This is a genomic window from Massilia glaciei (genome assembly GCF_003011895.2).
Classification (GTDB): Bacteria; Pseudomonadota; Gammaproteobacteria; order Burkholderiales; family Burkholderiaceae_D; genus Telluria_A; species Telluria_A glaciei.
Genome location: NZ_PXWF02000019.1, coordinates 58,079 through 84,290, shown reverse-complemented (window position 1 = coordinate 84,290; position 26,212 = coordinate 58,079). Strand labels below are relative to the sequence as shown.

23 protein-coding genes are annotated in these 26,212 nt (G+C 64.0%); 18 read left to right on the top strand and 5 right to left on the bottom strand.

The features are described 5' to 3' along the window. The 7 genes from C7C56_RS29255 to C7C56_RS27860 all read left to right on the top strand — a co-directional run. A partial coding sequence (locus C7C56_RS29255) for a hypothetical protein (protein WP_219933085.1) occupies positions 1-212 on the top strand: 212 nt, incomplete at its 5' end. Between the two features lie 55 nt (positions 213-267). After that, positions 268-1,392, top strand: coding sequence for a toxic anion resistance protein (locus C7C56_RS01385; protein ID WP_106755708.1), 1,125 nt, complete (start codon positions 268-270; stop codon positions 1,390-1,392). 72 nt (positions 1,393-1,464) lie between these two features. Continuing rightward, positions 1,465-2,052 carry a TerD family protein gene (locus C7C56_RS01380; RefSeq protein ID WP_106755707.1) on the top strand — a complete coding sequence of 196 codons (588 nt, stop codon included), beginning with the start codon at positions 1,465-1,467 and terminating at the stop codon, positions 2,050-2,052. A gap of 63 nt (positions 2,053-2,115) precedes the next feature. After that, positions 2,116-3,018: a hypothetical protein gene (locus tag C7C56_RS01375; protein ID WP_106755706.1), complete on the top strand. Its 903-nt coding sequence runs from the start codon at positions 2,116-2,118 to the stop codon at positions 3,016-3,018. A gap of 337 nt (positions 3,019-3,355) precedes the next feature. Beyond that, positions 3,356-5,614 (top strand): hypothetical protein, encoded by a 2,259-nt coding sequence (locus C7C56_RS01370; RefSeq protein ID WP_106755705.1) that lies wholly within the window; start codon positions 3,356-3,358, stop codon positions 5,612-5,614. Between the two features lie 4 nt (positions 5,615-5,618). Next, entirely contained in the window at positions 5,619-6,002 is a 384-nt protein-coding gene (locus C7C56_RS01365) for a DUF1360 domain-containing protein (RefSeq protein ID WP_109246547.1), read from the top strand. A 1,077-nt stretch (positions 6,003-7,079) separates the two neighbouring features. Further along, the gene (locus C7C56_RS27860) at positions 7,080-7,511 is read left to right on the top strand and encodes a hypothetical protein (RefSeq protein ID WP_146204228.1); all 432 of its coding nucleotides are present in this window, start codon (positions 7,080-7,082) and stop codon (positions 7,509-7,511) included. Between the two features lie 1,297 nt (positions 7,512-8,808). Here the strand turns inward: C7C56_RS27860 and glmS are convergent. Beyond that, entirely contained in the window at positions 8,809-10,638 is a 1,830-nt protein-coding gene (gene glmS / locus C7C56_RS01355; RefSeq protein WP_106755703.1) for a glutamine--fructose-6-phosphate transaminase (isomerizing), read from the bottom strand. 175 nt (positions 10,639-10,813) lie between these two features. Between glmS and C7C56_RS01350 the strand changes: the two genes are divergently transcribed. The 3 genes from C7C56_RS01350 to C7C56_RS01340 all read left to right on the top strand — a co-directional run bounded on the left by C7C56_RS01350 (position 10,814) and on the right by C7C56_RS01340 (position 13,367). Beyond that, positions 10,814-11,287 carry an Lrp/AsnC family transcriptional regulator gene (locus C7C56_RS01350; RefSeq protein WP_106755702.1) on the top strand — a complete coding sequence of 158 codons (474 nt, stop codon included), beginning with the start codon at positions 10,814-10,816 and terminating at the stop codon, positions 11,285-11,287. Between the two features lie 101 nt (positions 11,288-11,388). Beyond that, positions 11,389-12,159 carry an ABC transporter ATP-binding protein gene (locus C7C56_RS01345; RefSeq protein WP_181372969.1) on the top strand — a complete coding sequence of 257 codons (771 nt, stop codon included), beginning with the start codon at positions 11,389-11,391 and terminating at the stop codon, positions 12,157-12,159. Beyond that, the gene (locus tag C7C56_RS01340; RefSeq protein WP_146204227.1) at positions 12,156-13,367 is read left to right on the top strand and encodes an ABC transporter permease; all 1,212 of its coding nucleotides are present in this window, start codon (positions 12,156-12,158) and stop codon (positions 13,365-13,367) included. Before C7C56_RS01345 ends, C7C56_RS01340 begins: the two co-directional genes overlap by 4 nt. A 349-nt stretch (positions 13,368-13,716) precedes the next feature. Here C7C56_RS01340 and glmU read toward each other — a convergent pair whose 3' ends face one another. Beyond that, positions 13,717-15,105, bottom strand: a complete 1,389-nt coding sequence (glmU, locus tag C7C56_RS01335; protein WP_106755699.1) for a bifunctional UDP-N-acetylglucosamine diphosphorylase/glucosamine-1-phosphate N-acetyltransferase GlmU — start codon at positions 15,103-15,105, stop codon at positions 13,717-13,719. 25 nt (positions 15,106-15,130) lie between these two features. Here glmU and C7C56_RS01330 point away from each other — a divergent pair, with 25 nt between their 5' ends. From C7C56_RS01330 to C7C56_RS01300, 7 genes are all read left to right on the top strand, one after another. Further along, positions 15,131-16,030 carry a DUF6279 family lipoprotein gene (locus tag C7C56_RS01330; protein WP_181372968.1) on the top strand — a complete coding sequence of 300 codons (900 nt, stop codon included), beginning with the start codon at positions 15,131-15,133 and terminating at the stop codon, positions 16,028-16,030. 139 nt (positions 16,031-16,169) lie between these two features. Then, complete coding sequence (gene rsmD / locus C7C56_RS01325; protein WP_106755698.1) at positions 16,170-16,814, top strand: 16S rRNA (guanine(966)-N(2))-methyltransferase RsmD; 645 nt, start codon at positions 16,170-16,172, stop codon at positions 16,812-16,814. Positions 16,815-16,909: 95 nt separating this feature from the next. Beyond that, a complete protein-coding gene (gene coaD / locus C7C56_RS01320) occupies positions 16,910-17,407 on the top strand; it encodes a pantetheine-phosphate adenylyltransferase (RefSeq protein WP_106755697.1) in 498 nt (165 codons plus the stop codon). A gap of 53 nt (positions 17,408-17,460) precedes the next feature. After that, positions 17,461-17,715 carry a YfhL family 4Fe-4S dicluster ferredoxin gene (locus tag C7C56_RS01315; RefSeq protein WP_106755696.1) on the top strand — a complete coding sequence of 85 codons (255 nt, stop codon included), beginning with the start codon at positions 17,461-17,463 and terminating at the stop codon, positions 17,713-17,715. Positions 17,716-18,220: 505 nt separating this feature from the next. Then, the gene (locus C7C56_RS30445) at positions 18,221-19,912 is read left to right on the top strand and encodes a methyl-accepting chemotaxis protein (RefSeq protein ID WP_106755695.1); all 1,692 of its coding nucleotides are present in this window, start codon (positions 18,221-18,223) and stop codon (positions 19,910-19,912) included. A gap of 50 nt (positions 19,913-19,962) precedes the next feature. Further along, a complete protein-coding gene (locus C7C56_RS01305) occupies positions 19,963-20,565 on the top strand; it encodes a chalcone isomerase family protein (RefSeq protein ID WP_106755694.1) in 603 nt (200 codons plus the stop codon). Positions 20,566-20,710: 145 nt separating this feature from the next. Next, a complete protein-coding gene (locus C7C56_RS01300; RefSeq protein WP_106755693.1) occupies positions 20,711-21,307 on the top strand; it encodes a chalcone isomerase family protein in 597 nt (198 codons plus the stop codon). A gap of 141 nt (positions 21,308-21,448) precedes the next feature. Here the strand turns inward: C7C56_RS01300 and C7C56_RS01295 are convergent, their stop codons facing one another. Then, positions 21,449-21,688: a hypothetical protein gene (locus tag C7C56_RS01295; RefSeq protein WP_146204226.1), complete on the bottom strand. Its 240-nt coding sequence runs from the start codon at positions 21,686-21,688 to the stop codon at positions 21,449-21,451. 164 nt (positions 21,689-21,852) lie between these two features. On the opposite strand from C7C56_RS01295, the gene C7C56_RS01290 reads away from it, so the two are divergent. Beyond that, on the top strand, positions 21,853-22,800 hold the full coding sequence (locus tag C7C56_RS01290; RefSeq protein ID WP_106755691.1) for a LysR family transcriptional regulator: 948 nt from the start codon (positions 21,853-21,855) through the stop codon (positions 22,798-22,800). On the opposite strand, the gene C7C56_RS01285 is transcribed toward C7C56_RS01290, so the two are convergent. Continuing rightward, the gene (locus tag C7C56_RS01285) at positions 22,797-25,577 is read right to left on the bottom strand and encodes a HEAT repeat domain-containing protein (RefSeq protein WP_106755690.1); all 2,781 of its coding nucleotides are present in this window, start codon (positions 25,575-25,577) and stop codon (positions 22,797-22,799) included. The genes C7C56_RS01290 and C7C56_RS01285 overlap by 4 nt on opposite strands. Positions 25,578-25,632: 55 nt before the next feature. Then, entirely contained in the window at positions 25,633-26,088 is a 456-nt protein-coding gene (locus C7C56_RS01280; RefSeq protein ID WP_106755689.1) for an Lrp/AsnC ligand binding domain-containing protein, read from the bottom strand. Positions 26,089-26,212: the final 124 nt, after the last annotated feature.

Below are 26,212 nucleotides of genomic sequence, written 5' to 3'. Positions count from 1 at the left end.
CGGGGAAAGCCCGACAGGCTGCTAGCGCCAGTTCGAGGGCGGACCACGCGGGCGAGGCGGCAACAAAAAAACTAAATGGCTCGAAAATGTACGGATGCCAGATCTGGTGCCCAATGGAAGTGCGCATGATTACGTCCGATGTCGCGCTATCGCCGTTGACGCATCCGTTCCATTTCTCCACCGAGCTACTTCGCCAGGTGGTTCATCGCTAACATCCTCACCGGTGGTAAGCTACTACTATTGTCACATTTAACCTGAAGGGATTCCATGAAACCCCTGTTCTCCTCCGACGACGACGCGCAGGCAGCATCGGTGCCTCCAGTGGCTCCCGCAGCGAGCTTGCCGCCGCTATTCAATCCTGCCGGCACTTCGGACATGCTGCCGGCGTCGCGGCCGGAGGCGGGCGCGCCCGCGCCGGCGGTCCGTGTCGACATCTCCGGCATCGACGACAAAGCCATCGAGTCGCTGGGCGGCTCCACCGGCTCCGGCGTGGCCAAGGTGTCGGCCAAATTGCTCGGCACCGTGCGTGCGTCGGACGCGGACGTGTTCGGCACGCAGCTCAACGAACTGATCGCGACCTCGAAGGGCCTCGACCCGGCCAAGCTGCGTTCGGGCGGACTGATGTCGCGCGTCACCAACCTGTTCGGCTCGGTCAAAGAAAAAATGCTTTCGCAATACCAAGTGGTCGAATCCCGCATGGACACCCTGGTCGCCGAAATGACGCGCCACGCAAACGTGCACAAGGGCCGCATCCAGGATTTCGACGAGATGTACAAGGGACTCGAAATCTACTATCAAGGCCTCGATGCCGACGTGAAAAAGGGCGAGGGCTGGGCGCTTAAGCTTCAGGACGCCATCGCGCAGCAGGCCGCGCCGATGAACGCCTTCGAGGCGCAGCAGGCCACCGAGCTCAAGCGCCGTCTGGAGCGACTTGAAAAACGCATCGACGACCTGCGCCGCGCCATGCTGATGGCCACGCAAATGGTGCCGCAAATCCGGCTGTCGCAGGACAATGCGCGCTCCCTGACGGACACCTTCACCGATATCGTCAACGTGTCGATTCCGGCCTGGCGCAACGTGTTCTCGCTCTACCTGCTGCAGCTCGAGGCCAAGCAGAGCGCCGCCGTCGCCAACGCCGCCTACGACGCCACCGACGCGGCCTTCCGCGCCCAGGCCGACATGTTGCTGGAAAACACCGAGACGGTGGCCCGCGTCAAACAGCGCTCCCTGGTCAGCCTCGAAACGGCGCAGCACGTCCAGACGCAGCTCATTACCGCGTTCGACAAGCTCGAGCAAATCTCGAAGGAAGGCCAGCAGCGCCGCAAGGACGAGCTGCCAAAACTGCAGGAGCTCGAGCGCGAGTTGCTTGCGCGGTTCTCGCCGGCGGCGTAACCGCGGCAAGCGCCCATTGCGCCCGCTCCCCGTTCCAACCAAAATGCAACCTCCACAATAGAAGGAAAATCCATGCCGATTACTCTCGAAACTGGCCATCGCATCAACCTCGAAAAAACCAACCCCGGCCTCAAGCGCGTTCGCATCGGCCTCGGATGGAAGGTCAACGCGGCCGACGGCCAAGCGTTCGACCTGGACTCGTCCGTGTTCCTGTGCAAGAAGAACGCGGCCGACGATCCGGTCATGATCAGCAACGCCCACTTCGTCTACTACAACCAGACCACGTCGCCGGACGGCGCCGTCGTGCACTCCGGCGACAACCGCACCGGCGACAAGGATGGAGACGACGAGGTCATCACCGTCGACCTGGCCAAGGTCCAGGCGGAAGTGGTGGAGATGCCGATTGTCGTGACCATCCACGACGCCGAGGCGCGCAAGCAGAACTTTGGCCGTGTCAATGGCTCCTACGTCAAGGTGTACAACGACGAGACCGGCGAAGAGATCGCGAGTTACGACCTCAACGAGGACTACTCGGACAAGACCGCGCTGCAGTTCGGCTCGTTGTACCGCAAGGACGGCGAATGGCGCTTCCAGGCAGTCGGCGCCGGCTTCAAGCTCAATCTGGCGACCTTCATCCGCAAGCTTGGCGGCACCATTTAAGGACTGCCTGGCCCGGGAAGCACTGTTTCAATCGAAGCCAATGGCTCCCGACTCCGACTGCCGATGACAAACAAGACGCCCAAGGCATTCGACTTCGGAGAGGAGCCGGTGCCGTCCCCAGAGAGCATCGATCGCCCGGTTGCGCCAAAGGCGTTCGACTTCGGCGACGCCGAGGTTTCCTCGCCGGCGCCGCAACCCGCTGTGCCTGCCCTAGACGCCACGCCACCGAAGAAGCTGTCGTTTGACGACATGCCCGACGCGCCGGCGGCGAGCGTGCCCCCCAAAGCCGCGCCGAGCGCACTGTTCGACAGCGAGGACCATCCCGCAGTCCGCGATGCCTTGGCAACCGTCCGGTCCGACTACCCTGTGTTGTTCGCGCACTCGGAGCAGCGCTTCGCCGCCATGTTCCGGCGCGTCCTGCCGGTCAAGCTGTCACTGGTCACGGACTGGGCGGAGGCGCCATTGATGGAGCAGGCCGCTCTGCTCCAGCCAGTTACCGGGCTGGTCCGCAAATTCTCGGAAATGGGCGTGCCGGCACTGCTCGAGGACGCACTAGAGAGCGGCAAGGCGCCGACCGGCGTATTCGGCAAGCTGCTGCGCCGCACGACATCGCCGGCCCAGTACAAGCCAAAGCTGATAGCGTCCCGTGCGCAGCTCCAGCAGCTGATGGCGGACAGCGAGGTCGCAACGCGCAACTTGGACGAGTCGGCGAAGACCCTGACCTTGCACTGGGTCGCGCTTGCCGTTGTGTCGGAACTGGTCGGCGGCGCTTTGGATGCGACGCTGTTGGATGTTCTCCAGCAGCGCCGCGCGCTGATTCAGCAGGCGGTTCGCCAGGCGGAACTGTCGATGCTGCAAATGGGGCAGGTGCGTCAGCAAGCCGCCGAGCTGATCGGCCAGGTGTCATCCTTCCTGACCGTCACCTTGCCCGCGCTCGAGATGGCGCAGACCCAGAGTGGAAGCTAAGGAAGTTTTCGTTGGCGCACTTACAAGGACCGTTTGCAGACGCGGCTCGTCGACATCCCCCGCCAGCGCGGTGTGATACGCCAACAGATGCAGCGGAACCACGTGCATGATCGGTGAAAAAAGCGGTCGTCCGTGATGTGGATTCCAGTGCTTTCGCGACCGCTAAGACAAATCGTGCCACATCGGCTGCCACTCGTTGAATCCCGCCGAACTACGGCTCTGTCCGCCTGACCAGGGTCAACCCGCTCCCGTCCAGCATTACTAGAATGGTCCACACGCCCCAGGGTCTCTTCTGTCGCGGCGTCTATTCGCCCGTACTCTCGCCGGGCACATCTCAATGCACAAAGCCAAGGGGAAGAACATGTCGAACTCACACGACGACGCGGACGATTCATCGAGCCCGGAATTTAAGACGGTACTGGAAGCTCTCATTGCTGTGTACCGACCGATGCTCGAGGAAGATCTCAAGCGTGCGGATGACCTCGACGCGCTTAGCAAAGAGGCACATGGTGCGCCGCCCGACTGCGAGGCGGAACTGGCGGCCGCCGAGCGTCTGCTTGGCAGCTTTCCCGACGAGCAAGTGGTCATGGCGCTACTACCCGCACAGGCCCGCGAGCTGCTTGGGCCAATCGAGCGCTGGCGCTGGTGCCTGTTGCACATCCGCTGCTGCATGATCTTTGGCTGGCTGGTGTGCCGCCGGCCGCGCACCTTCCGGCTGTCGGCGTATTACCTGTACCGCTATTGGCTATGCGTGCGGCGTGCGGTTGGCGCTCCGGTCACGCCGGGCCAGCTGACGGCGCTGGAGCGGCGCGACCTGAATACCTTGGCCGAGGCACTGGCCAAGGCCTACCGGCCGTATCTGAGCGACCAGTTGGCAAGTATCGATTTCATCGACGGCCTGGCCGACGATGTTGCCGATGGCCAGCTTGACTGCTCCGAGGGCGAAGAGGAAGCTGCCGCCGTGTTCGAGCGGCTGCTGACAGTTGACACCGCCCAGGCATTACTAGGCGATGCGGCATTTGAACAACACAGCCGGGAACCTTGGTTCTGGTTCTGCCGCTGCTGGTGCCTGTGCGCCATCCGCTTTGGTTGCTGCCTGGCGCGTGCCAAGAACCTGGTCGATGTGTTCCGTTGCCTATTGCAATATCGGCGCTGCCTGCGCGCCTGTTTCAGGCCGCTCCGGTGCGAGCTGACCGGTCCGCACGATTGCATTGCCGAAGTCGTCAATCCGGATATTCCAGCGCTGGTGGTACCGATTCAAGGAACCGCGGCCGGCGCTGGCTTCGTGCGCTACGTGCTCGAGTGGTCGCGCGACAACGTTGTGTGGCACGCTGCCAACTTCGTCTATCCGCCTATCCCGCCTGGAAATACGACGCAGGGTACGACCCCGGTCGTTGCCGGCCTGCTGGGCTACCTGGACACCACCTTGCTCGATGCCGGCACCTATTTCGTACGTCTGACCGTGTATGGTGCCAATCATAGCTTGCCACCTTGTGGCCCGATCATCTTCTCGGTATTTAAAAAAGACGTGCGCATCCTTGGCGTCGATGGCAACTTCACGCTCGACAGCACACCGTACGACCCGGCAGCACGCTTTCTCGATCACGTTCCCGCGCTGTGCACCCGCGCCGCGGGCACGTTTGAAGCATCGTTTGGCACCTGCCTACAAATCTGGGGCGCCGCCTACCTGGGCGGCTGCGACGACAATCAGCGAATCAAGCGCTACGCGCTCGACTACAAGCCCGGCTACGAGACGGACTGCGGCACCGGCGGCTGGACCAACTTCTGGCAGGTCGAGTTCAACACTGCCGCCCAATATCGCGCCATAAACATGCGCACCGACACCTCCGTGCTCACTGCCAACTGGGTGCCGGACTGCCTAGTGCCGATACCGTTCCCGCCGTACTGCCTGTTGACCGATCCACAAGGGCGGCTGGCGCCGTCGTCGTGGAGCAGCAACGTGGGCGGCTGCCAGTTAAGCGGCTTGACCACGCTCCGCCTGGTGCTCGAAGACACGCTAGGCAACACCTACTGCGACACCCAACGGGTATGGATCGACAACAAGCCGATTACTGCGCTCATCCAGATCACCGCGGTGCCAAAGTGCGCCGACCTGTTCGTCAGTCAGTTTGCCTCACCGCCGGACTGCAGCATCCCCTGGCCGCTGCCAATTTCCGGCATTGCCTACGATGAGTACATCGACGAGACTTTGCCGCTGACCCGGCCCAATGACAATTTTGACCACTACGTGGTCAGGGTGGAAAAGCAGGGCGGTCCAACGATATCGATTCCGGGTCCTGGCGGCACCTGCTTCCATGGCACCTCCCGGGTGGGCGACCCCGGAACGCGCTGCGGCGCGCCGACCATACCTACCGTCATCGGCACACTTGCCTTGTTCGACCTGCGCGCGGTCGATCCGATCTGCCAGGCTTCTCTGCCCTATCCGGTGCAAGCCGGCTTTGAGTTGGCACGCGGCGAATGCTGCGTTTACATTTTCCACCTGACCGTGTACGACCGCACTGTCCGCGCCTGCGGAGTCAGCCACGCCACATCGAGTTGGCCGGTCAAGATCTGTAACGACTTGCCGCGGTCGTAAGCGAATGGACGCGCCTTGGTTCGGCTTCGTGCTGGGCTTGCTCGCCAGCTGGCGCCTAGCCCATCTGCTGGCGTACGAGGACGGGCCTTGGGACGTCCTGGTGCGCCTGCGGCGGGCGCTCGGCGGTGGCGTGCTGGGGAAGCTGATGGATTGTTTCTACTGTGTGAGCCTGTGGGTCGCCTTGCCGTTTGGCATACTGATCGGGCGTAGTACCCAAGAAAGCGTGCTCGCCTGGCTGGCCATGTCCGGCGCGGCCTGCCTGCTGGAACGGGTCGGATACAAACCGTTAACGATTGAGCCATTTCCCATGGAAGGAGAAGATCATGAGCTGTTGCGGCAGCAAGCGGGCGGAACTGAAAAACAGCCCCCGGACGAATGCGAACAGTAGCCAAGCGACAGTGCCGCCACCCGGTCGGGTAACAGGAACAATATCCGAGCCGGCTGCCCCTCCACCCCGCGTGGCGCCCCGGTCCGGCACGCACGCGCCCTTGGGCCAGGTAACGCTGCGCTACCTGGCCAGCCCACCGATCCGGGTAGTGGGACAAGTCACCGGTACCACCTATCGTTTTTCGCGCGCCGAACCGCTACAACGCGTCGCGCGCGGGGACGTCGAGCCGCTGCTGGCCAGCGGGCATTTCACGCGTGTGCTGTAACCGGTTCGTAGGCACCAAAACAACGGCTTCCGAGGGGGCCGTTTTATGTACGCCGCGGGTTTCAGTCAGCGCTAAGTGCAGTCATTCTTGGCGACTCTCACGAAATTCGCACCAAAGAGCACCAGCTTTCGCGGCGCCAGCAAATCCTGATGGTCGAGAGCATGGACGGATTGAATGCAACGCGCGCGCCTTATCGATTGTCACAGCGGACGATGGCGGCGCCGATTCGCGAGCACACGCCGATAGCAAGAGCGACGAGGGTCGGCAGTTGGATTGATGCCTTGGACGGCAACCTCGGCAGATCAGCGGCATTTGCAAATCGGGAAGCGCGAATTGAAAACGCTACGAACTGTCCAGATACCGCTGCGTCTCCGCTGAAATCGAACGTTTACTGCATCCCAAACGATTGCAGAGATAGCAAAGCTTCTAGCCGGCAATCATCATCGTTGAAGATGGCAGGGTCAATTTCGTCTCTGACTAATGCGCGCCAACACATGTAAGCCCCATACGCACGTTCTCGACGGAAGCGTGCCTCAAGTCCATTGTGGCGCTGTGCGTCTGCCATAAATTGCAAAATTTGGTCCGCAAACTCCTGGGTAATGGACGTGTACGAAAATCTATTCCGACTGAAATTCGACTGGGAGTTCATGAATACTCAAATGAAAAAAAAATGTCCAGTTCGGCTGCCGTTTAGTCCTGCATCTACTCTTTCGACAGTGAGGTTAAACATGCGTTCCTTGGAATTTCTGTGGCGCGCCCCTGATAAGGCTTGAAATTTGATACCATTAAAAATTCTCAAATTGCAGGGGAAAATGATGCTCAGCCGCAAGGAATGCGCCAGCGCAATTGATACTGCTCATGAAGAAATTTGCGAATTGATGGCGCAGATAATTTTTCACGATCCCAATGCCATCCCTGGGTCCAGTTCGGAGCTGTTAAATCGGCTGGCTAGCAGAATGAGGAGAATTCTAGGCAGAGACGAGTTTGATATTTTGCTCGACCGCGCGGCCAAGCGTTCAGGAATCGATTTATCGATGCTGAATTTTCAATTGCCATTGCGCCACAGCAATCGGCATTCCGAGAACACATCGAATTCGAATGAACGCGACCGGGAGCAGACTGGCCCGGAAACCTTGCTGCTTCTAATAACGTTATTTGACCTTCTATCGGTGTTGGTCGGAAGAACTTTGTCATTTCAGCTATTTCGAAATACAGTCCAATCTTTTTCGAACCACGACTCCTGACCCATAGTCATTCCTCCTGTCACATTCGGGGGTTTCGACTTCTTACGTCGCACCTTCTCGGTTTCTCCCCGCTCCTCTCGAAGCATTAGTGTATTTGCAACTCGTCTGCATCTCTGCTAAATTGAAACTTCTGGTAGGGAGCGAATATGCAAAACTATACGCGATACTTAGTTTCTCAGCACTTGGGGCGGATGGTTGCGACTGTCAGCATAAATGGATGCGATGCTGGCCAAGTTCGCCTTTCCGATGAGCAAGGGCGCGTCCAAGTCAACTTTTCATTTGATCCGAGGGCTGTCCAAGAAAAAGCAATCGCTTTAGATACGTGGCGAGATCTGGCGGTGAAAATAGCTATCGCACAAGCGCACCGAATTCATTCAAAGCAGAAAATCGAAACAGCCTTGAAAGAAATACTTAGTCTGGACGTGCAACCTTGGTTCGGTGATCTGTCATCTTGCCGAAGTGGAGGAGGCACACTTGGCGTTGAATCGAGAATTCGGGGCCCTCGGTGATGGGAACTACAGCTGACCAAGTACGCGCTGACTTTTCGGAGCGCTTAAAGGCATCTCTGCGCGCGGCAAATTGTTGCACCTCTGTCGCTACCGTAACAAGAGGATTTAACCTTAGGGCGGATGGCGCGCGCGTCAGTATTCATGCGGTTCGCAAATGGCTTGGAGGTGAGTCGATTCCGACTCAAGACAAGGTTCACATCCTTGCCCGATGGATGGGCGTTTCGGCTCAATGGCTGCGATTTGGGGAAAACAGCAACTTCCTTGGGGACGCCGTCGACTTCGAACCACGCGATCTTCAGCTCATCAATGATATTCGACTTTTGAGCGAAAGCGAACGAGATGTAATCGGATCGATGATCAGTTTGCTCTTGAGAGCGCGGCAAAATAGATGAGTCAATCGATCAGACTATTGCCGGTCGGAATCTATTTTTGACGCCGGCCGTGGGCGCGCTTCGTACCGTCGATGGTGTGGCGCTGAGGTCAAATGATTATGCGTTGTCGGGCGGGCACAGCTGAGCGCAGGAGTGTTTTCGCTGGGACATCGGGCCGCATGAAGTTTCGGGTGTTACGTGCCCAAGAACTGGAAAGTAATGTGCTCATCGCTGACGAGACTGAGACGCGCTCGATCAGCTCAGCATTAAAAATGCCCACGTGGCCGACTCAGGGCACACATGGGCTACTGCAGTGAGGTCTGCTTGTGTCAAACTTAATTGTTTCGTGCCAGACTTAATTGTTTTGTGTTGAACTTAATTGTTTGTGCACATCAGGATGCGAACCGGGAGGCCGATTTACTCAACCGTCACCGATTTCGCCAAATTGCGCGGCTTGTCGACATCGGTCCCCCGCGCCAGCGCGGTGTGATACGCCAGCAGCTGCAGTGCGACCACGTGCAGGATCGGCGACAGCAAACCGTAATGCTCCGGCAAACGGATCACATGCAATCCCTCGCCCGAGGTGATGCGCGAATCGACGTCGGCAAACACATACAACTGGCCGCCGCGGGCGCGCACTTCCTGCATGTTCGACTTGAGTTTTTCGAGCAGCGCGTCGTTCGGGGCGATGGTGACGACCGGCATTTCCTCGGTCACGAGCGCCAATGGACCATGCTTGAGTTCGCCGGCGGGATACGCCTCGGCGTGGATGTACGAGATCTCCTTGAGCTTGAGCGCGCCTTCGAGGGCGATCGGGTAGTGCATGCCGCGGCCGAGGAACAGGGCGTTCTCTTTGCGCGCGAAGTCGTCGGCCCAGGCCATGATCTGCGGCTCGAGCGCCAGCACGGCGGCGATCGCCACCGGCAGATGGCGCATTTCTTTAAGGAATTCGGCTTCGGCGTCGGGGCTCAGCTTGTCGTTGACCTGGGCCAGCGTCAGCGTCAGCAGGAACAGCGCGGCCAGCTGGGTGGTGAAGGCCTTGGTCGATGCGACCCCGACTTCGACCCCGGCGCGGGTGATGTAAGCGAGCGCGCACTCGCGCACCATGGCGCTGGTGGACACGTTGCAGATGGTCAGCGTGTGCAGCATGCCGAGGCTGCGCGCATGCTTGAGCGCGGCCAGGGTGTCGGCCGTTTCGCCGCTTTGCGAGATCGTCACGACCAGCGTGTTGGGGTGCGGCACGCTGTCGCGGTAGCGGTATTCACTCGCGATTTCCACATTGCATTGCACTTTGGCCACCGACTCGATCCAGTACTTGGCCGTCATGCCCGAGTAGTAGCTGGTGCCGCAGGCCAAAATCAGCACGCGGTCGACCTTCTTGAACACCTCGGCCGCGCCCTCGCCGAACAGGTCGGGCGTGATTCCGGTGACGCCCTCGAGCGTGTCGCCGATGACGCGCGGCTGCTCGAAGATTTCTTTTTGCATGTAGTGGCGGTACGGGCCCAGCTCGGCCGCGCCGGTGTGCGCATGCACGGTCTTGACTTCGCGCGTGACGGCGCGGCCGTCGGCGTCGACGATCCAGGCGCGCGCCAGTTGCAGGTCGACCACGTCGCCCTCTTCGAGGTAGATGATCTGGTTGGTGGTGCCGGCCAGCGCCATGGCGTCGGAGGCGACGAAGTTCTCGCCCTCTCCGAGGCCGACGATCAGCGGCGAACCCTGGCGCGCGGCGACCACGCGGTGCGGCTCCTCGCGGCAGAACACGGCGATCGCGTAGGCGCCGTGCAGGCGCTTGACCGCCTGCTGCACGGTGTCGAACAGGTCGCCGTTGTACATGTGGTCGACCAGGTGGCAGATCACCTCGGTGTCGGTCTGGCTCGTGAACACGTAGCCGAGCGCGCGCAGCTCGTCGCGCAGCTCGTCGTGGTTCTCGATGATGCCGTTGTGCACCAGCGCGATGCGGGCCGCCTCGTCGTTGGGCGAGAAGTGCGGGTGCGCGTTGTGCGACACCGGCGCGCCGTGGGTGGCCCAGCGCGTGTGGGCGATGCCGGTGAAGCCTTGCAGGCTGGCGTCGCCGATCTGGCTTTCGAGGTCGACCACGCGCGAGGTGCTGCGCGAACGCTGCAGCTTGCCGTCCACGTGCAGCGCGACGCCGCAGGAGTCGTAGCCGCGGTACTCGAGGCGCTTGAGGCCTTCAACCAGGACCGGGGTGATGTTTCTTTGCGCTACTGCGCCGACGATGCCGCACATAAAGACCTCTTATCAATTTGTTTTACACGATGCGCACATGCTAAACCATCGTCCTTGATGAGATATGAAATTTTCTAACTAAATGGCAGTTGTTTTGATATATTATTTCATCGCATATATTGCATGAAATAATATTTCATAAATAGCTTATTTTTTCTCTAATTGGACATGTCGAATGCCGGAAACCCTGCCAACACTCGACGATCTTGATCGTCGCATCCTCAACGCCCTCCAACTTGACGCCTCGCACACCAACGCCGAGTTGGCCGAGCTCGTGCACGTGTCGGCGCCCACCTGCCTGCGCCGGGTCAAGCAGCTCGTCGCCAGCGGCGTGATCCTGCGCCGGGTCGCCATCGTGGCGCCGGCCATGGTCGGGGCGCGGCTGTCGGCGATCGTCGAGATCACGCTCGACGTCCAGGCCGCCGAGCGCATGGCCGAGTTCGAGCTGCTCGCCGGCGCCGAGTCCGCCGTGCTGCAGTGCTACCGGGTCGCGCCCGGCCCCGACTTCGTGCTCATCGTCGAGGTCGCCGACATGCCGGCCTACCACGCGCTGGCGCACCGCCTGTTCGCCGCGCACGCCAACGTGCGCAATGTGAAAGCCTATTTTTCAACCTTCCGCAGCAAATTCGACACCCGCATCGCCGTCTGAAGCCCCCCTTGTGTAAGCGCAACGGCGTGCCCGTATGAACGGTGTTTACTTGGGCCACATGCGCCCCGGCTGGGGCCGGCAGGTGGATGCGAGGAATCACGATGAATGCGATTTGGAGGAACGGCCCCGCCCCCGCGGCCACGCCAGCCGGGCTAGTCCGCCTCAGCGGGGTGCACAAGCGCTTCGGCAACGGCCAGCAGCGCGTGCACGCCCTGCACGACATCAGCTTCGAGCTCGCCGCCGGCGAGATCGTGGCGCTGTTCGGCGCCAGCGGCGACGGCAAATCGACCCTGCTCAACATCGTCGGCCTGCTCGAGACGCCGAGCGAGGGCAGTGTGGTCATCGGCAATTTGCTCGCCTCCAAGATGTCCGAGCAGGCCAGGGTCGAGCTGCGCTGCGACATGATCGGCTACGTGTTCCAGTCGTGCAACCTGGTGCCGGTGCTGACGGCGCACGAGAACGTGCTGCTGCCGCTCATGCTGCGGGCCCGGCCCGGTCCGGCCGACATGGCCGCCAAGTGCGCGCTGGCGACCGAACTGCTGGGCCAGCTGGGCTTGTCGAAGCAGGCCGGGCACTATCCCAAGCGGCTCGACCCCAGCCAGAGCCAGCGGGTGGCGATCGCGCGCGCGCTGGTCACGCGGCCGCGCCTGGTCATCGCCGACGAGCCCGGCGCCCGGCTCAACGCGCGCGCGGCGCGCCTGATGATGGACCTGTTCGTGCGCTGCCAGCGCGACGATGGCACCGCCTTCCTGATCTCGACGCGCGACCAACGCCAGCTGGTGCGCGTCGACCGCACCCTGCAACTTTGCGCCGGGCGCCTGCGCGCCCCCTGCGCCGCCAGCGCGCGCACCACGCAGCGCCTGCCGCGATGAGCCCGCAACGCCTCGCCCTGCGCACCATATTGCTCGGGCGCGCGCGCAGCGTGCTGGCCGTGTTGCTGATCGGCGCCAGCCTGTGCGTGCTCGACCTGTTCGCCGGCCACCTCGGCGGCGTGCGCGCCCGCTTCGAGCAGCAGGCCGTGTTCGGCGAGCGCCTCGGCCACCTCGCCATCTTCCGCTCCGGCACCGCGCGCGACGGCAGCGCGCAAAGCAAGTCGTTCGACCGCGACGAGGCGGCGCGCGTGCTGCGGCTGGTGCGCGCGAGCGCGCTGGTGACGCACGTCGCGCCGCAAACCAACGTGCACGGGATCGCCTCTACCGGCCAGCGCTCGGCGCTGTTCCGCGGCCTCGGCGTCGGGCCGGCCGGCCCGGCCGCGGCGCGCGCGTTGCCGGCGCTTGGCGGCGACCTGGCCGGCGCGCCCGCCAACGGCGTCTTGCTCAGCGGCGAGCAGGCGCGCGCGCTCGGCATGCAAGCCGGCGACACCGTGGCGCTCAGCGCGGTCAGCGCCGGGGCGCCGGCCAGCACCCGCACGGCCGAGATGGTCGGGGTGTTCGAGGGCGACCCGTCCTCCGCGCAGGCGCCATCGCTGCTGATGCCCTTCGCCATGGCGCAGGAGATGCTGGCGCAGCGGCGAACCGAACGCTTCGTGGTGTTCCTGGCCGACCCGGACCGCCTCGAGCAGGGCCGCACCGCCCTGCTGGCGCTCCTGCGCGCGGGCGGCGTCAACGCCGAAGTGCTGGGCTGGCAGGATCAATCGGTCGCGTACATGCAGGCGCGCAAGGTGTCCGACCTCGCCTTCGACAGCGTGGCCGGGATGGTCATCGCGGTGATCGCGGCCACGGTCGCGTTCACCATTTCGATGAACGCGACCGAGCGCCGGCGCGAGATCGCGACCATGCGCGCGCTCGGCATGCGCAGCAGCACCGTGTATGTGATGTTTTCGGCCGAGGCCCTGTGGCTGGCCGCGCTCGGGATCGTGCTCAGCGTGGTCGCCAGCGGCGTCAGCGCCTGGGTCGTGAACCGGATCACGCTGTTGCGTACCGATGCGGCCGCCGCGGGCGGCACGCCGATGCTGGTCGAACTCGACCCGCACCGCATGCTCATGGCGGTGGTGACGGTGTTGTCGGTGACCCTGATGGCGGCCTTGCTGCCGGCCTACAAGGCGGCCCGGCTGCCGATCGCCGAGGCGCCGCCCGCCTGAAAGGCTGAGAGGTTGAGAGTCTTTCGATCATGCCCGCTCATCACGCCAGAAAGCGCCAGTTCGTCGTTGCAAATGCTCGCCATAGCCCGCTATGGCTGTGCTTTGCGCCTCGACCTGCCGCTTTCTGGCGGCCTGCTCGGACACGCAAGAAAAACTCTCAGCCTCTGAGGCGGCCGCCCCCGGCTTTGGCTTTGGAGTCGTTAAAAATAACTGCAACAATTGGATCGGCCCTGACGGGCGCGCTGCTGCGTTGTTCGTCGTCGCCATAGCTCGCTATGACTCCTTCTCGCGCCTTGCATCGCATTCCGCCAGAGCCGCCCAATTGTCACACTTATTTATTCACGGCTCCTTACTTCGGCTTCTTGACCGGGCGGGTCCAGCCTTCGATGGTCATCTGCTTGGTGCGCGAGATCGTCAGCTTGCCCGGCGGCGCGTCCTTCGACAACGTGGTGCCGGCCGCGAGCGTGGCGCCCTTGCCGACGGTGACCGGCGCGACGAGCTGGCTGTCGCTGCCGATGAAGGCGTCGTCCTCGATCACGGTGCGGTACTTGTTGGCGCCGTCGTAATTGCAGGTGATGGTGCCGGCGCCGATGTTGACGCGCGAACCAACCGTGGCGTCGCCCACGTAGGACAGGTGGTTGGCCTTGCTGTGCGCGGCCACCTGGCTGTTCTTGATTTCGACGAAGTTGCCGATGTGGACGTCCTCACCCAGTTCGGTGCCCGGGCGCAGGCGCGCATACGGTCCGATGACCGATTTCTCGCCCACCAGCGCCTGCTCGATGTGGCAGAACGGCTTGATGACGGCGCCGGCGGCGATGGTCGCGTCGACCAGCACGCTGTGCGCGCCGATGCTGACGTTGTCACCGAGCACCACGCGGCCCTCGAACACGCAGCCGACGTCGATCGTCACGTCGCGCCCGCAAACGAGCTCGCCGCGCACGTCGATCCGGGCCGGGTCGAGCAGGGTCACGCCCCGCTCGAGCATGGCGTGGGCCAGGTTGAGCTGGTGCCGGCGCTCGAGCTCGGCCAGTTGCACCTTGCTGTTGACGCCGGCGACCTCCCATTCGCCGCCCGGCTGCGCGCCGACCACCTCGACGCCGTCGGCCACGGCCCGCGCCACGATGTCGGTGAGGTAGTACTCGCCCTGGGCGTTTTTATTGGACAAGCCGGCCAGCCAGTTCTTGAGGTGGCGGGTGGGCGCGACCATGATGCCGCTGTTGATCTCGTTGATCGCGCGTTCGGCGGCGGTGGCGTCTTTTTCCTCGACGATGCGCACGATCTGGCCGTCCTCGCGCACGATGCGCCCGAGCCCGAACGGGTTGGCCTGCACCACCGTCAAAATGCCGAGCCGGTCGGTGCCGGCGGCGTCGATCAGGCCCTGCAGCGAGGCGGCGGCGGTCAGCGGCACGTCGCCGTACAGCACCAGCGTCGGCACCGATTCGTCGAGCACGGGCAGCGCCTGCATCACGGCGTGGCCGGTGCCGAGCTGGGGTTCCTGCAGGGCGGTGTCGATGGCCACGCCGCCGCGCGCGTTCTGCTCCGCGTTCTGCTCTTTAACGAGCGCGGGCACCGCTGCGCCACCATGTCCGTAAATAACGCATAATTTGCTTGGTGCAAGGGAACGTGCGGTATCGATTACATGGAGTAAAAGCGGTTTACCCGCCAACGGATGCAACACTTTTGGCAGCGCGGATTGCATGCGCTTACCCATACCGGCGGCGAGGATGACGACATTCATAGGCCGAAGAAGAGAAGAGTTATAGATGAAAAATTTTAACATGCATTCAACTACCATCCGGCGCTTTCGCGCCTTCTGCCTTATCGCCGTCGTCATGCTGGCGGCCGGCTGCAGCAGTTTCCGGCTCGGCTACAACAACGGCGACACGCTCATGTACTGGTGGCTCAACAGCTACCTCGACTTCGATTCCGACCAGTCCGGCACGGTCAAAAAGGACATCGCCAAGATCTTCCAATGGCACCGCAAGAGCGAACTCGACGACTACGGCCGCCTGCTGGCCAAGGCCAAAGGGCAACTGGCGGGCAATCCGACCCAGGCCGACTTGCTCACCAACTACCGCGAGGCGATGGTGCTGAGCATGCGCGTGGCCAACTACGCGATCCCGGAACTGTCCCGCATGGCGCGCTCGGCCAAGCCGTCCCAGATCGCCAACATGGAACAGAAGTTCGCCTCGACCAACGAGACCTACCGCAAGAAGTTCCTCAAAGGCGACGCCGAGAAGCGCCAAAAGGTGCGCTACAAGAAATCGATGACCCAGCTCGAACTGTGGTTCGGCAATTTCTCGAACGAGCAGGAGGCCGCGCTGCGCAAGGCGTCCGACGCGCGTCCGCTCAATAACGAGTTCTGGTACGAGGAGCGCCTGTTGCGCCAAAAGAACATCCTGGCCGCGCTGCGCAAGATCCAGAGCGAAAAACTGGGCCAGGAGGCGACCCAGACCGTCATCCAGAACCTGATCAAGGACATGTTCGCACGCTTCGAGGCGCCCGACCGCAAGCCCTTCTTCGACGCCTCGATCGCCGGCACCAACGAGATGGTCCTGACCGCGATCCGGATCGCCACCCCGGAGCAGAAGGCGCACGCGCAAAAGCGCATGCAGGGCTGGATCGACGACTTCAACGAGCTGGCCGCCAAAAACGGCAAGTAAAACGGCAAGCAGGGCGGCAGGCAGGGAGGCAAGCAAGGCGGCAAGCAAGGGGGCAAGCAAAGCAGGGCCGTGGCGGGCCCCGCGGAGGCGGCGGGCCGCCATGCTATAGTGCCGGCGATCAATTTCCGCGAACGCCATCATGCAAAAAAAACCAGCCAAAGTCCCGGTCCACCGGGCCCCGCCACCGAAGCAGGTGCGCATCATCGGCGGCCTCTGGAAGCGCAGCACGCTGCCGGTGCTCGACGCGCTGGGCCTGCGCCCCACGCCCGACCGGGTCCGCGAGACCGTGTTCAACTGGATCAACCATTTGTGGGACGGCGCGTGGACGCACAGGCACTGCCTCGACCTGTTCGCCGGCACCGGCGCGCTCGGCTTCGAGGCGGCCAGCCGCGGCGCCGCCGCCGTCACCATGGTCGACAGCCACAGCCCCGTCATCACCCAATTGCACGCGGTCAAGGACAAGCTCGGCGCCGACACGGTCGAGCTGATCCGCGGCGACGCGCTCGCCACCGCCCAGGGCATGGGCTTGCGCGGGCGCCGCTTCGACCTAATCTTCCTCGACCCGCCCTACCACCAGGATTTCCTGGCCAAGGCGCTGCCGCTGTGCCGCACCCTGCTCGCCGAGGGCGGGCTGGTGTACGCGGAATCGGGCGCGCCGCTGCCGTTCGCGCCCGAGGACGGCGGCGCCGCGCCCGAATGGCTGGCGCCGTGGGAGGCGGTGCGCGCCGACAAGGCCGGCATCGTGTTTTACCAATTGCTCAAACTACAAGAAGCGCTGCCATAGACACAAAACGGCATCGGGCCGGCGGCTCCGGCGGGGCCCGCCAAAATTTCAGGCATAATGCGCCTTCTATATAGGTGCATCTCTAGGGAGCCGCAATGGTTGTAGCCGTTTATCCAGGAACCTTTGACCCGCTCACGCGCGGCCATGAAGATTTGGTGCGCCGTGCCTCCGGCCTGTTCGACCAGCTCATCGTCGGCGTGGCGGACAGCAAGAACAAGCGCCCCTTTTTTTCCCTCGAGGAACGGCTCGAGATCGCCAACGAGGTGCTCGGGCACTACCCCAACGTCAAGGTCGAGAGTTTCTCGGGCCTGCTCAAGGATTTCGTGCGCAAGCACGACGCGCGCGTGATCGTGCGCGGCCTGCGCGCGGTGTCGGACTTCGAATACGAGTTCCAGATGGCGGGCATGAACCGCTACCTGCTGCCCGACGTCGAAACCTTGTTCCTTACACCGTCGGACCAATACCAGTTCATCTCGGGCACGATCGTGCGCGAAATCGCCGTGCTCGGCGGCGACGTCTCGAAGTTCGTGTTCCCGTCGGTCGACCGCTGGCTCCAGAAAAAAATCGCCGAAATGGCGCCGCCGGCGGCCTGACCGCCGGCACCACGGCACGCAAGCAATCAAGCAAGCAACAAAGAGCGACAACCATGGCCCTACTGATCACCGACGACTGCATCAATTGCGACGTGTGCGAGCCCGAGTGCCCGAACGACGCCATCACCATGGGCGCCGAGATCTACGAGATCGCCCCCAACAAATGCACCGAATGCGTCGGCCACTTCGACGAGCCGCAGTGCCAGCAGGTGTGCCCGGTCAGCTGCATCCCCTTCAATCCGGCCTGGCGCGAAACCCAGGACGAGTTGTTCGCCAAGTACACCCTGCTTCAGGCCGCCAAGGCCTGATTCACGCGCCGGATCGCGTTGACGGAGCAAATCAACATCGTCCTCGCGCAGCCGGCCGTCGCAAAACCCGATTGGACAGTCGCCGGACAGGAGCGGCCGCCTTGAATCTTCCGGAGAATTAAACAACATCGTCCCCGCAGAGGACGATGTGGATTTTATTCTGGCCGTGCGTCGACATCGCGAAGCCTGGCGCGCGCCCCATCACCGCGCACCCGCCTAAACAAGCACAACCCCCCTTGTCTCGCCGCCCACAAATTATTGTCGCAAGACAACGAACGATATATCCGATATCATTAAACCGCATAATGGTATCCGCCGCGCCACACAACACGGCGGAAATCACGTGAAAATTACTAGAATGGGTTCTGGCACGTAACTTCCCATAGGCAAGAGTGATATATTTGGGTCAAGGTTTTTAGCACGATCATACTTTTCCATGGCCGGTGCGGCCTGCGGGCGGCGGATTCAGCGCCCCCGAGGACGGGTATCCACCGGAGCGGCGATAATGATTATTAGAAACATGGGGATAGGGCAGCGCCTGGCCATCGGCTTTGGCGTCGTCATCGCCTTGTTGGTGATGCTGGCCACCATCTCCTACGGGCGCATCTCGAGCCTCAACACCGAAGTCGATTCGATGGTCAACGAGCGCTATCCAAAAACGGTGGCGGTCAACGGCATCAAGAACGACGTCAACGAGCTCACCCGCAGCATGCTCAACGTGCTGATCATGACCGACCCCGACCAGATCAAGGCCGAGCTCGCCAACATCGCCGCCAGGAACGCCGGCGCCGACCGCGCCCTCGGGGAGCTGACCAGGCACACGAGCGACGCCGAGGGCAAGAAGATCCTCGCCGCCATCGCCGTCATCCGCAACCGTTTCGGGCCGGCCACCGACGCCTTCGTCAAACTGATCAGCGAAGACAAGAAGGACGAGGCGCTGGTCAAGTTCCTGTTTTCGCTGCGCCCCCAGCAAAGCAAGTATTTCGTCCAGCTCGACGCGTTCGTCGCCCACCAGCACGGCGCGATGGTCATGGGCGGCAACGAGGCGTCGAGCTCGACCAGGACGACCCAGATGCTGATCCTGATGCTCACGCTGGTGGCAGGCGCGATCTCGCTGACGGTCGCCTACCTGCTCACGCGCAGCATCACGGCCCCGCTCAACGAGGCGGTCGGGGTGGCCAAGCGGGTCGCCGGCGGCGACCTGACCGGCGGCATCGCGGTGCGCCGCAACGACGAGACCGGCCAGATGATGGCCGCGCTCAAGGAGATGCACGAAGGCCTGATCCGGATCGTGGCCGAGGTGCGCTCCGGCACCGACTCGATCGCCGCGGCCTCGACCGAGATCGCAACCGGCAACCTCGACCTGTCCTCGCGCACCGAGGAGCAGGCCGCGGCGCTCGGCCAGACCTCGAGCGCGATGCGCGAACTGACCGACACGGTCCAGCAAAACGCCGACAACGCGCGCCAGGCCAACAAGCTCGCGGCCCAGGCCTCCGAGGTGGCGGTGCGCGGCGGCTCGGTCGTGACCCACGTGATCGCCACCATGGGCTCGATCACGGCCTCGTCGAAAAAAATCGTCGACATCATCGGCGTCATCGACGGCATCGCCTTCCAGACCAACATCCTCGCGCTCAACGCGGCGGTCGAGGCGGCCCGCGCCGGCGAGCAGGGCCGCGGCTTCGCGGTGGTCGCGGCCGAGGTGCGCAACCTGGCCCAGCGTTCGGCCGCGGCGGCCAAGGAGATCAAGGCCCTGATCGGCGACTCGGTGCACAAGGTCAACGAGGGCAGCGACCTGGTGGCCCAGGCCGGCGTGACGATGGAGGAGGTGGTCGCGAGCGTGCGCCGGGTCACCGACATCATGGCCGACATCACCGCGGCCAGCCAGGAACAGAGCAGCGGCATCGCCCAGGTCAACCTGACGATCCACCAGATGGACGAGTCGACCCAGCAGAACGCGGCGCTGGTCGAGGAGGCGGCCGCAGCGGCGGCCTCGATGCAGGACCAGGCGGCCAATCTGGCACGCGTGGTCAGCATCTTCAAGCTCGACGGCGAGGATGCCCACCCCCGCGCGCAAGCGCGCTTGTCCACCGGCAACGGTCGGCGCGCGTTAAAAGGGGACAGGAAGCCATCGACTGCCACGGGACCCAAGGCGCTTGCCCGGCAACAAGCCGCGGACGGGGATTGGGAAGAATTTTAGAATTGGCAGGACAACAAGAGCTTCGGCTTAATTTAACTTTGGAGACAACAATGATTTTATCGTACAAGGGCGCTTTCAAAACGCTGCTCGCCACCGCCTTCCTCGCATGCGCCATCGGCCAGTCGGCCAGCGCGGCCGAGGTCAACGGGATCAAATTCGACGAAACCGTCAAGGTCGCCGGCAAGGACCTCAAGCTCAACGGCGCAGGCATGCGCACCAAGTTCATCCTCAAGGTCTATGCGGCCGGGCTCTACCTGACCGAGAAAAAGACCAACACCGCCGATATCCTCAAAACCGAGGGCCCGCGGCGCGTCGCGATCACGTTCGCGCGCGACGTCTCGACCGACTCCTTCGGCGAGTCCTTCATGACCGGCATCAACAAGAACACCAACGAAGCCGAGCGTGCGCGCCTGGCCACCCAGTTCGCCAAGATCGGCGAGGTGTTCGGCATGCTCGACGGGATGAAAAAAGGTGACGTGATGAACATCGACTGGATCCCCGGATCCGGCACCCTGCTCACCATGAACGGCAAGAAAGTTGGCGACGTGCCTTCCGAAATCGCCGCCTACAACGCCATGCTGCGCATCTGGCTGGGCGAAAACCCGGCCGACGCCAGCCTCAAGCGGGCGATGCTCAACGCGCCCAACACCTGATCGACGAAGCACACGTTGAGGACCATCGCCGCCGCGTCTTGGCGGCGACGCAAGGCGCACGGCACGCGAGCTGGCATACTATGCCAGGCTTATCCGAAGTAAGATCTGAGCAAGAATCCTTACATCAACTGTGGAGACAAACAAAATGACAATCACCAAAATGACTTTCAAAAGCCTGCTGGCGGGCGCCTTCCTCGCCTGCGCCTTCAGCGTGCCGGCCGCCGCGGCCGAGATCGCCGGCGTCAAGTTCGAAGAAACCGTCAAACAGGCCGGCAAGGAGATCAAGCTCAACGGCGTGGGCATGCGCACCAAGTTCTTCCTCAAGATCTACGCGACCGGCATGTACCTGCCCGAAAAAGCCACCACGACCGAGGAAGTGCTCAAGATGGACGGCCCGCGCCGCATGTCGCTCGTGATGATGCGCGACGTCTCCTCGGACGAATTCGGCTCGGCCTTCATAACCGGCCTGAACGACAATTCCAACTCCGCCGAAAAGGCCAAGATCATCGCCCAGATCAGCAAGTTCGGCGAAATGTTCGCCCTGCTCGAGAGCATCAAGAAGGGCGACGAGCTGCAGCTGAACTGGATGCCCGGCGTCGGCACCATGAGCACGCTCAACGGCAAGAAGATCGGTGAAGTGCTCCCCGACATCGCCTTTTACAACGCCGTCACCCGCATCTGGCTCGGCGAGAAGCCGGTCGACAGGTCGCTCAAGGTCGCCCTGCTTGGCGGTAAGAAGTAGGCTTAAGTAGGCTTCGTTGGCGCCGGCCCCCGGGCCGGCGCCGGAACGACAATGCGGCGCCCGGTTTGCACCTGGCGCCGCATTGCGTTTGCGAACCGCCGCGGAACGCGGCGTCCGAAGCGTTTCGTCCGAAGCGGATGGTCAGTAGCGGGCGCCCAGGGCGCGCAGTTCCGACGCCTGGCTGGCGTCGCCGGCGGCGTTGATCATCCGTTGCAGCATCTCGGCGTCGCGCATGTGGGCGCGCGCGGCCAGCTCTTCCTTGCTCAGGCGCGGGTTGAGCATCAGCATGAAGGCGCGTCCGAGACCCGTCAGCAGCGGTTGGAACATGACGAACAGGGCTGAGAGCAGCGCCAGGCTTAGCAGAAATACGGTCATGGTCACGATGATGTTCCGGTGGATGGTAAGTTGATGTACAGAACTATAGTGCAGTGCGGTATATAAATCTAATTTCAATTTCCGATGACTATCATACGAATCGTGAATGGGTGCATCTATAATGGGTGTGCGCAACGTCCGATCGAATTGACCTTTTTTGCAGGCCAGCCATGAGCTTTCTGACCCTCGACTTGAACCTGTTGCGCGTCTTCGACGCTGTGATGACGGAACAAAACCTCACGCGCGCGGCCGGCCACCTGGCCATGACCCAGCCGGCGGTCTCGAACGCGATCAAGCGCCTGCGCGAGAGCATCGGCGACGAGTTGCTCATACGCACCGCCTACGGCGTCAAACCGACCCCGCGCGCCGAGGCCCTGTGGCCGGCCGTGCGGCTGGCCCTGTCGGGGCTCGAGGCGGCCGTCACGCCGGAGACCTTCGACGTGTCCAAGGCGCACGCGACCTTCCGCATGGCGATGGCCGACGCGACCGCCGCGTTCTGGCTGCCGTCGCTGATGCGATCGATCGAAAGGGAGGCGCCCGGCGTCAACGTGCGGATGGTGCCGCTGACCACGCGCGAGCCGCGCCCTATGCTGCTGCGCGGGGACATCGACCTGGCGGTCGGTTTCTTCCCGGGCGTCGCGGCCCAGCTCTCGAGCGACACCGGTTCGCCGATCCGGCACGAGCGCCTGTATTCGGGCAAGTACGTGTGCGTGATGCGCAAGGGCCATCCGCTGGCCAGGGGCGAGCTCACGCTCGACAACTATTGCGCGGCGAACCACCTGCTCGTGAGTTTTTCGGGGCGCGCGCACGGCCTGTCGGACGAGGCGCTGGCCCAGCTCGGACGCGAGCGCCGCATCCTGCTCACGGTCAACCAGTTCTTCACGGCGGGCCGGGTGGTCGCCAACAGCGACCTGATCACGGTGCTGCCGAAGCATTTGATCGCCTCGACCGGCATGACCGACGCGCTGGTCTACCGCGACCTGCCGTTCGCGCTGCCGGCGGTCCACCTCGACATGCTCTGGCACGAGCGCGACGCGCGCAGTCCGGCCCACAAGTGGCTGCGCAAGAACCTCGACGGAATGCGCTCGAGCGTGGTGGCCCCGCCCGACAGCGACTAAGCGGCTCCCTGCGAAGGCCGCGGGCTTGGCGCGGCGCCCGCGCGCGCCTTGATCCGGGCGATCGCGTTGCCCGCCTTGCGCGCGAGCGTAGACGCCGGATCGGCGCGCGCCTTTTCGAGCGCCTTTTCGAGCGCCCCCAGCGCCTGCGGCGAGCCTATCCGGCCCAGGCCGAACGCGGCCAGCTCGCGCACCAACGCCTGTTCGTCCTTCAGCGCCGACACCAGCGCCGGCACCGCGAACGGGGCGGCCGGTCCCATCATGCCCGCCATTCGCATGGTGGCGGCCCGTTTTTCGGGCGCCGCCGCGGGCAGTTCGGCGAGCGCGCCTTGCAATTGTTTGAGCGCCCCGGGCATGGCCGCGTTCGCCTGCGCGAGGCCGCCGGCGTCGCCCATGATGAAGGCGGGGACGAGGTCCGCCGGCTCAGCCGGCGCCGGCGCGCCGCCCGGCAGGGCGATCGCGCGCCGGGCGCGCTTGGCGAGCAATTTTTCCACGCCATCGCCGCGGGCGGCGAGCGCCGCCAGCGGGGCCGCCGCGGCGGCGGGCACGACCGTCATGTCGGCCAGCGCCACGAGCATCAGCTTGCGCACCTTGCGGTCCGGGCTGCGCAGGTGTCCCAGCATCGCGTCGACGGTGGCGGCATCGGCATCGTCGAGATCGCTCTGCGCGAACGCGCGCAGGAGCGATTCGCCGCAGTGTTTCCTGCCGCCCTTGCCGATCGCGTTCAGTATTGGCAGGGCGGCGGCGGCGCCCATCCCGCGCAGGCTGTCCTCCATGCCGCGCAGCTGGCCGTTGGGCCCGGCGGGGCCGCCGACGCCGATGTTGACCGTGGCCGGATCGCGCCTTTGTCCCGAGCACATCGACCTGACCATCGCCTCGGCGGCCGCGCGCGAGCCGCTGTTGCCGGCGATGACGGTGGCGGCCATCTCGGGCGCCATGGCCCATGCGCTCTTGCCGCCGGCCTGGAACACGATGGTGTCGCCGCGGTCCTGGACGACGGGTTTGGCGCCGTCCGCCGGCGCCGGCAGATACGCCAGCACCACCGGTTCGACGAGGCTGTCGGCGAAGGGCCGCGCGGCGTACGGGCGCCATTCGGCCAGCAGGGTCGCGCCCGCCAGACGCACCTGCGCATCGTCCGCCATCAGCGCCGGGGTGAGGGCGGCCGCGACGTCAAGCCTCTGCCGTGCCGCCGCCGGCGCCCAGTCGAGCTCCCTGAGCACTACGAACAGCATCTCGCGCGTGGCCTCGCTTTGCGTGCTGCCCACCTTGCCGATCACGGGCATGAGCACCACCGGGCCGAACTTGGCCAGCGCCCGGGCCGCGGCGCCCGCCAGGGCCAGCGCCTCCTCCCGCTGCGCGTCGGACATGGCGCCGGGCTGCGCGGCGCCGCGCTTGTCGGCCTCCAGCACCGTTTGCAGCAGCAGTTCGAGCACTTCGGGGGTGCGCCGGCGCGACAGGGCGGCGACGGCCTCGATGGCGCCGGTGCCGCCCGCCTTGAGCCGGGCCGCCTGCGCGGCCAGGTCGACCGGCGCCACCACCAGCTTGCCCGCCAACGCCTCGGTGGCGTTGGCGCGCACCTGCTGGTCGGCGTCCTTGAGCAGGGGGACAAGCACGGCGATGTCGGCGCCGTTGTGCTTGGCGAGCCGCCCGAGCGCGCTGGCGGCCCCGGCGCGCACCGGCGGCGCGGCGTCGGCGGCCGTTTTGACGAGAGCGGCATGGAGCCGGCCGAGCGCCGCCGGCGGCAGCACCGGCAACAGGTCGCCCCACCGCTTGTCGGCGTCGCGCGCGGCGGCGTCGACCAGCGCGCCCATCACCCGCATCGCGGCCACCCGCACCGGCTCGGCCGGGTAGTCGAGCAGCTCCACCAGCTTGTCCACCAAGTCGCCGCGCGGGTCCTGGTTCAGGCGGCCGTTGCGCAGCAGCTCGGCCAGCTTGTCGAGCAGGGGCACGCGCCAGTCGGCGTCGATCGGCCCCCGGTGGTCGCGGTTCAATTGCAACCCCGCCACCGTCGATTCGTACGACTGCCAGATTTCGGCCGAGGCCGCCGCGTCGCCGGTCGTGCCCGCGCCGGCGCCGGCGCCGGCCCCATCTTCCGGCACGTTGGGCCGGCGCGCCTTGTTGGCCACGGCGGCCTGCTCGAGGATGTCGCCGAGCACCACCAGTGCGCGGCTGGCGCTGACGTTGACGCCGCGCGAGGCCGCCATCTCTTCGGCCCCGCGGCTGCGTGGCGACCCGTTGCCGAGCCCGATCTGGTCGATCAGCGCGCCCACGGTGGGGCCGTCGTCCCAGCGCAACGCGGCGCGGCTTGGCAGCAGCTTGGCGATGCTGTCGTACTGGGCCGCGACCACGGTGGCGTCGTTTTCGGACCCGAGGGCCTTGAGCAGGGCGGCGAAGGCGGGCCGCGGGTCGCCCTTGACGCCGCCGAGCACGCCGGCGGCGCGGGCCCTGGCCAGCGCGAGCGGGTCCAGGGTCATCAATGCGATGACGAGCGCCTGCTCGTCGGCGCTGCCGGGGCCGCGGAAAAGCTGGGTCCCCAGACAGGCCGGCGCGACTTCCAATGCGAGCAGGGCGGCGCGCAGCTGCCCGACGCGGGTGGCCGCGGCGTCGTCCCCGGGCCGCGGCGCGGCGGCCGGAATCGCCACCTCGGCGCACGCCGCCTCGGCGGCGACAATCGGCGCCGCCGGCGCGCCCTGGTTGTTTGGCCGGCAGCCGAGCAACAAGAACAACGGCAGGCACACGGCCCAGCCGCGTGCGCGGCGCTTATCCAGGTTCGAACGCATGCTATTCCAGTTCTCAAAGGTGATGTTCGGCGCCGCCGGCGCGAAGCATAGCGCGCTACTTGATCGGCAGCTTGGTGGTGTTCTTGACCTCTTCCATGACGGCGTAGGTGTGCGTCTCGCGCACGCCCTTTTGCAGCAGGGTCTTGCCCAAAAATTCGCGGTAGGCCGCCATGTCCTTCACGCGCGCCTTGACCAGGTAGTCGAAGCCGCCCGCCACCATATGGCATTCGAGCACTTCGGGAATGGTTTGCACGCTGTGCTTGAAGGCGTCGAACACCTCGGGCGTGGTGCGGTCGAGCACAACCTCGATGAACACGAGCAGGGAGACGTCGAGCAATAGCGGATTGAGCTGGGCCGTGTAACCCATGATGTAGCCCGAGTCGTGCAGCTTGCGCACGCGCTCGAGGCAGGCGGCCGGCGACAGGTTGACCCGCGCGGCGAGCTCCACATTGCTGATGCGCCCGTCGCTTTGGAGCTCCGAAAGTATTTTCTTGCTTATCTTGTCGAGCATCTGAGTCGTCCCCGCCGATATATTATTCGGTTAAATTGTCTCACTAAAAACTATCTATGGCTAGTCTTCTGTAATTCCAGAATTAATCCAGAAGAATTCACTTTACAATCGAATCATCTTTCCG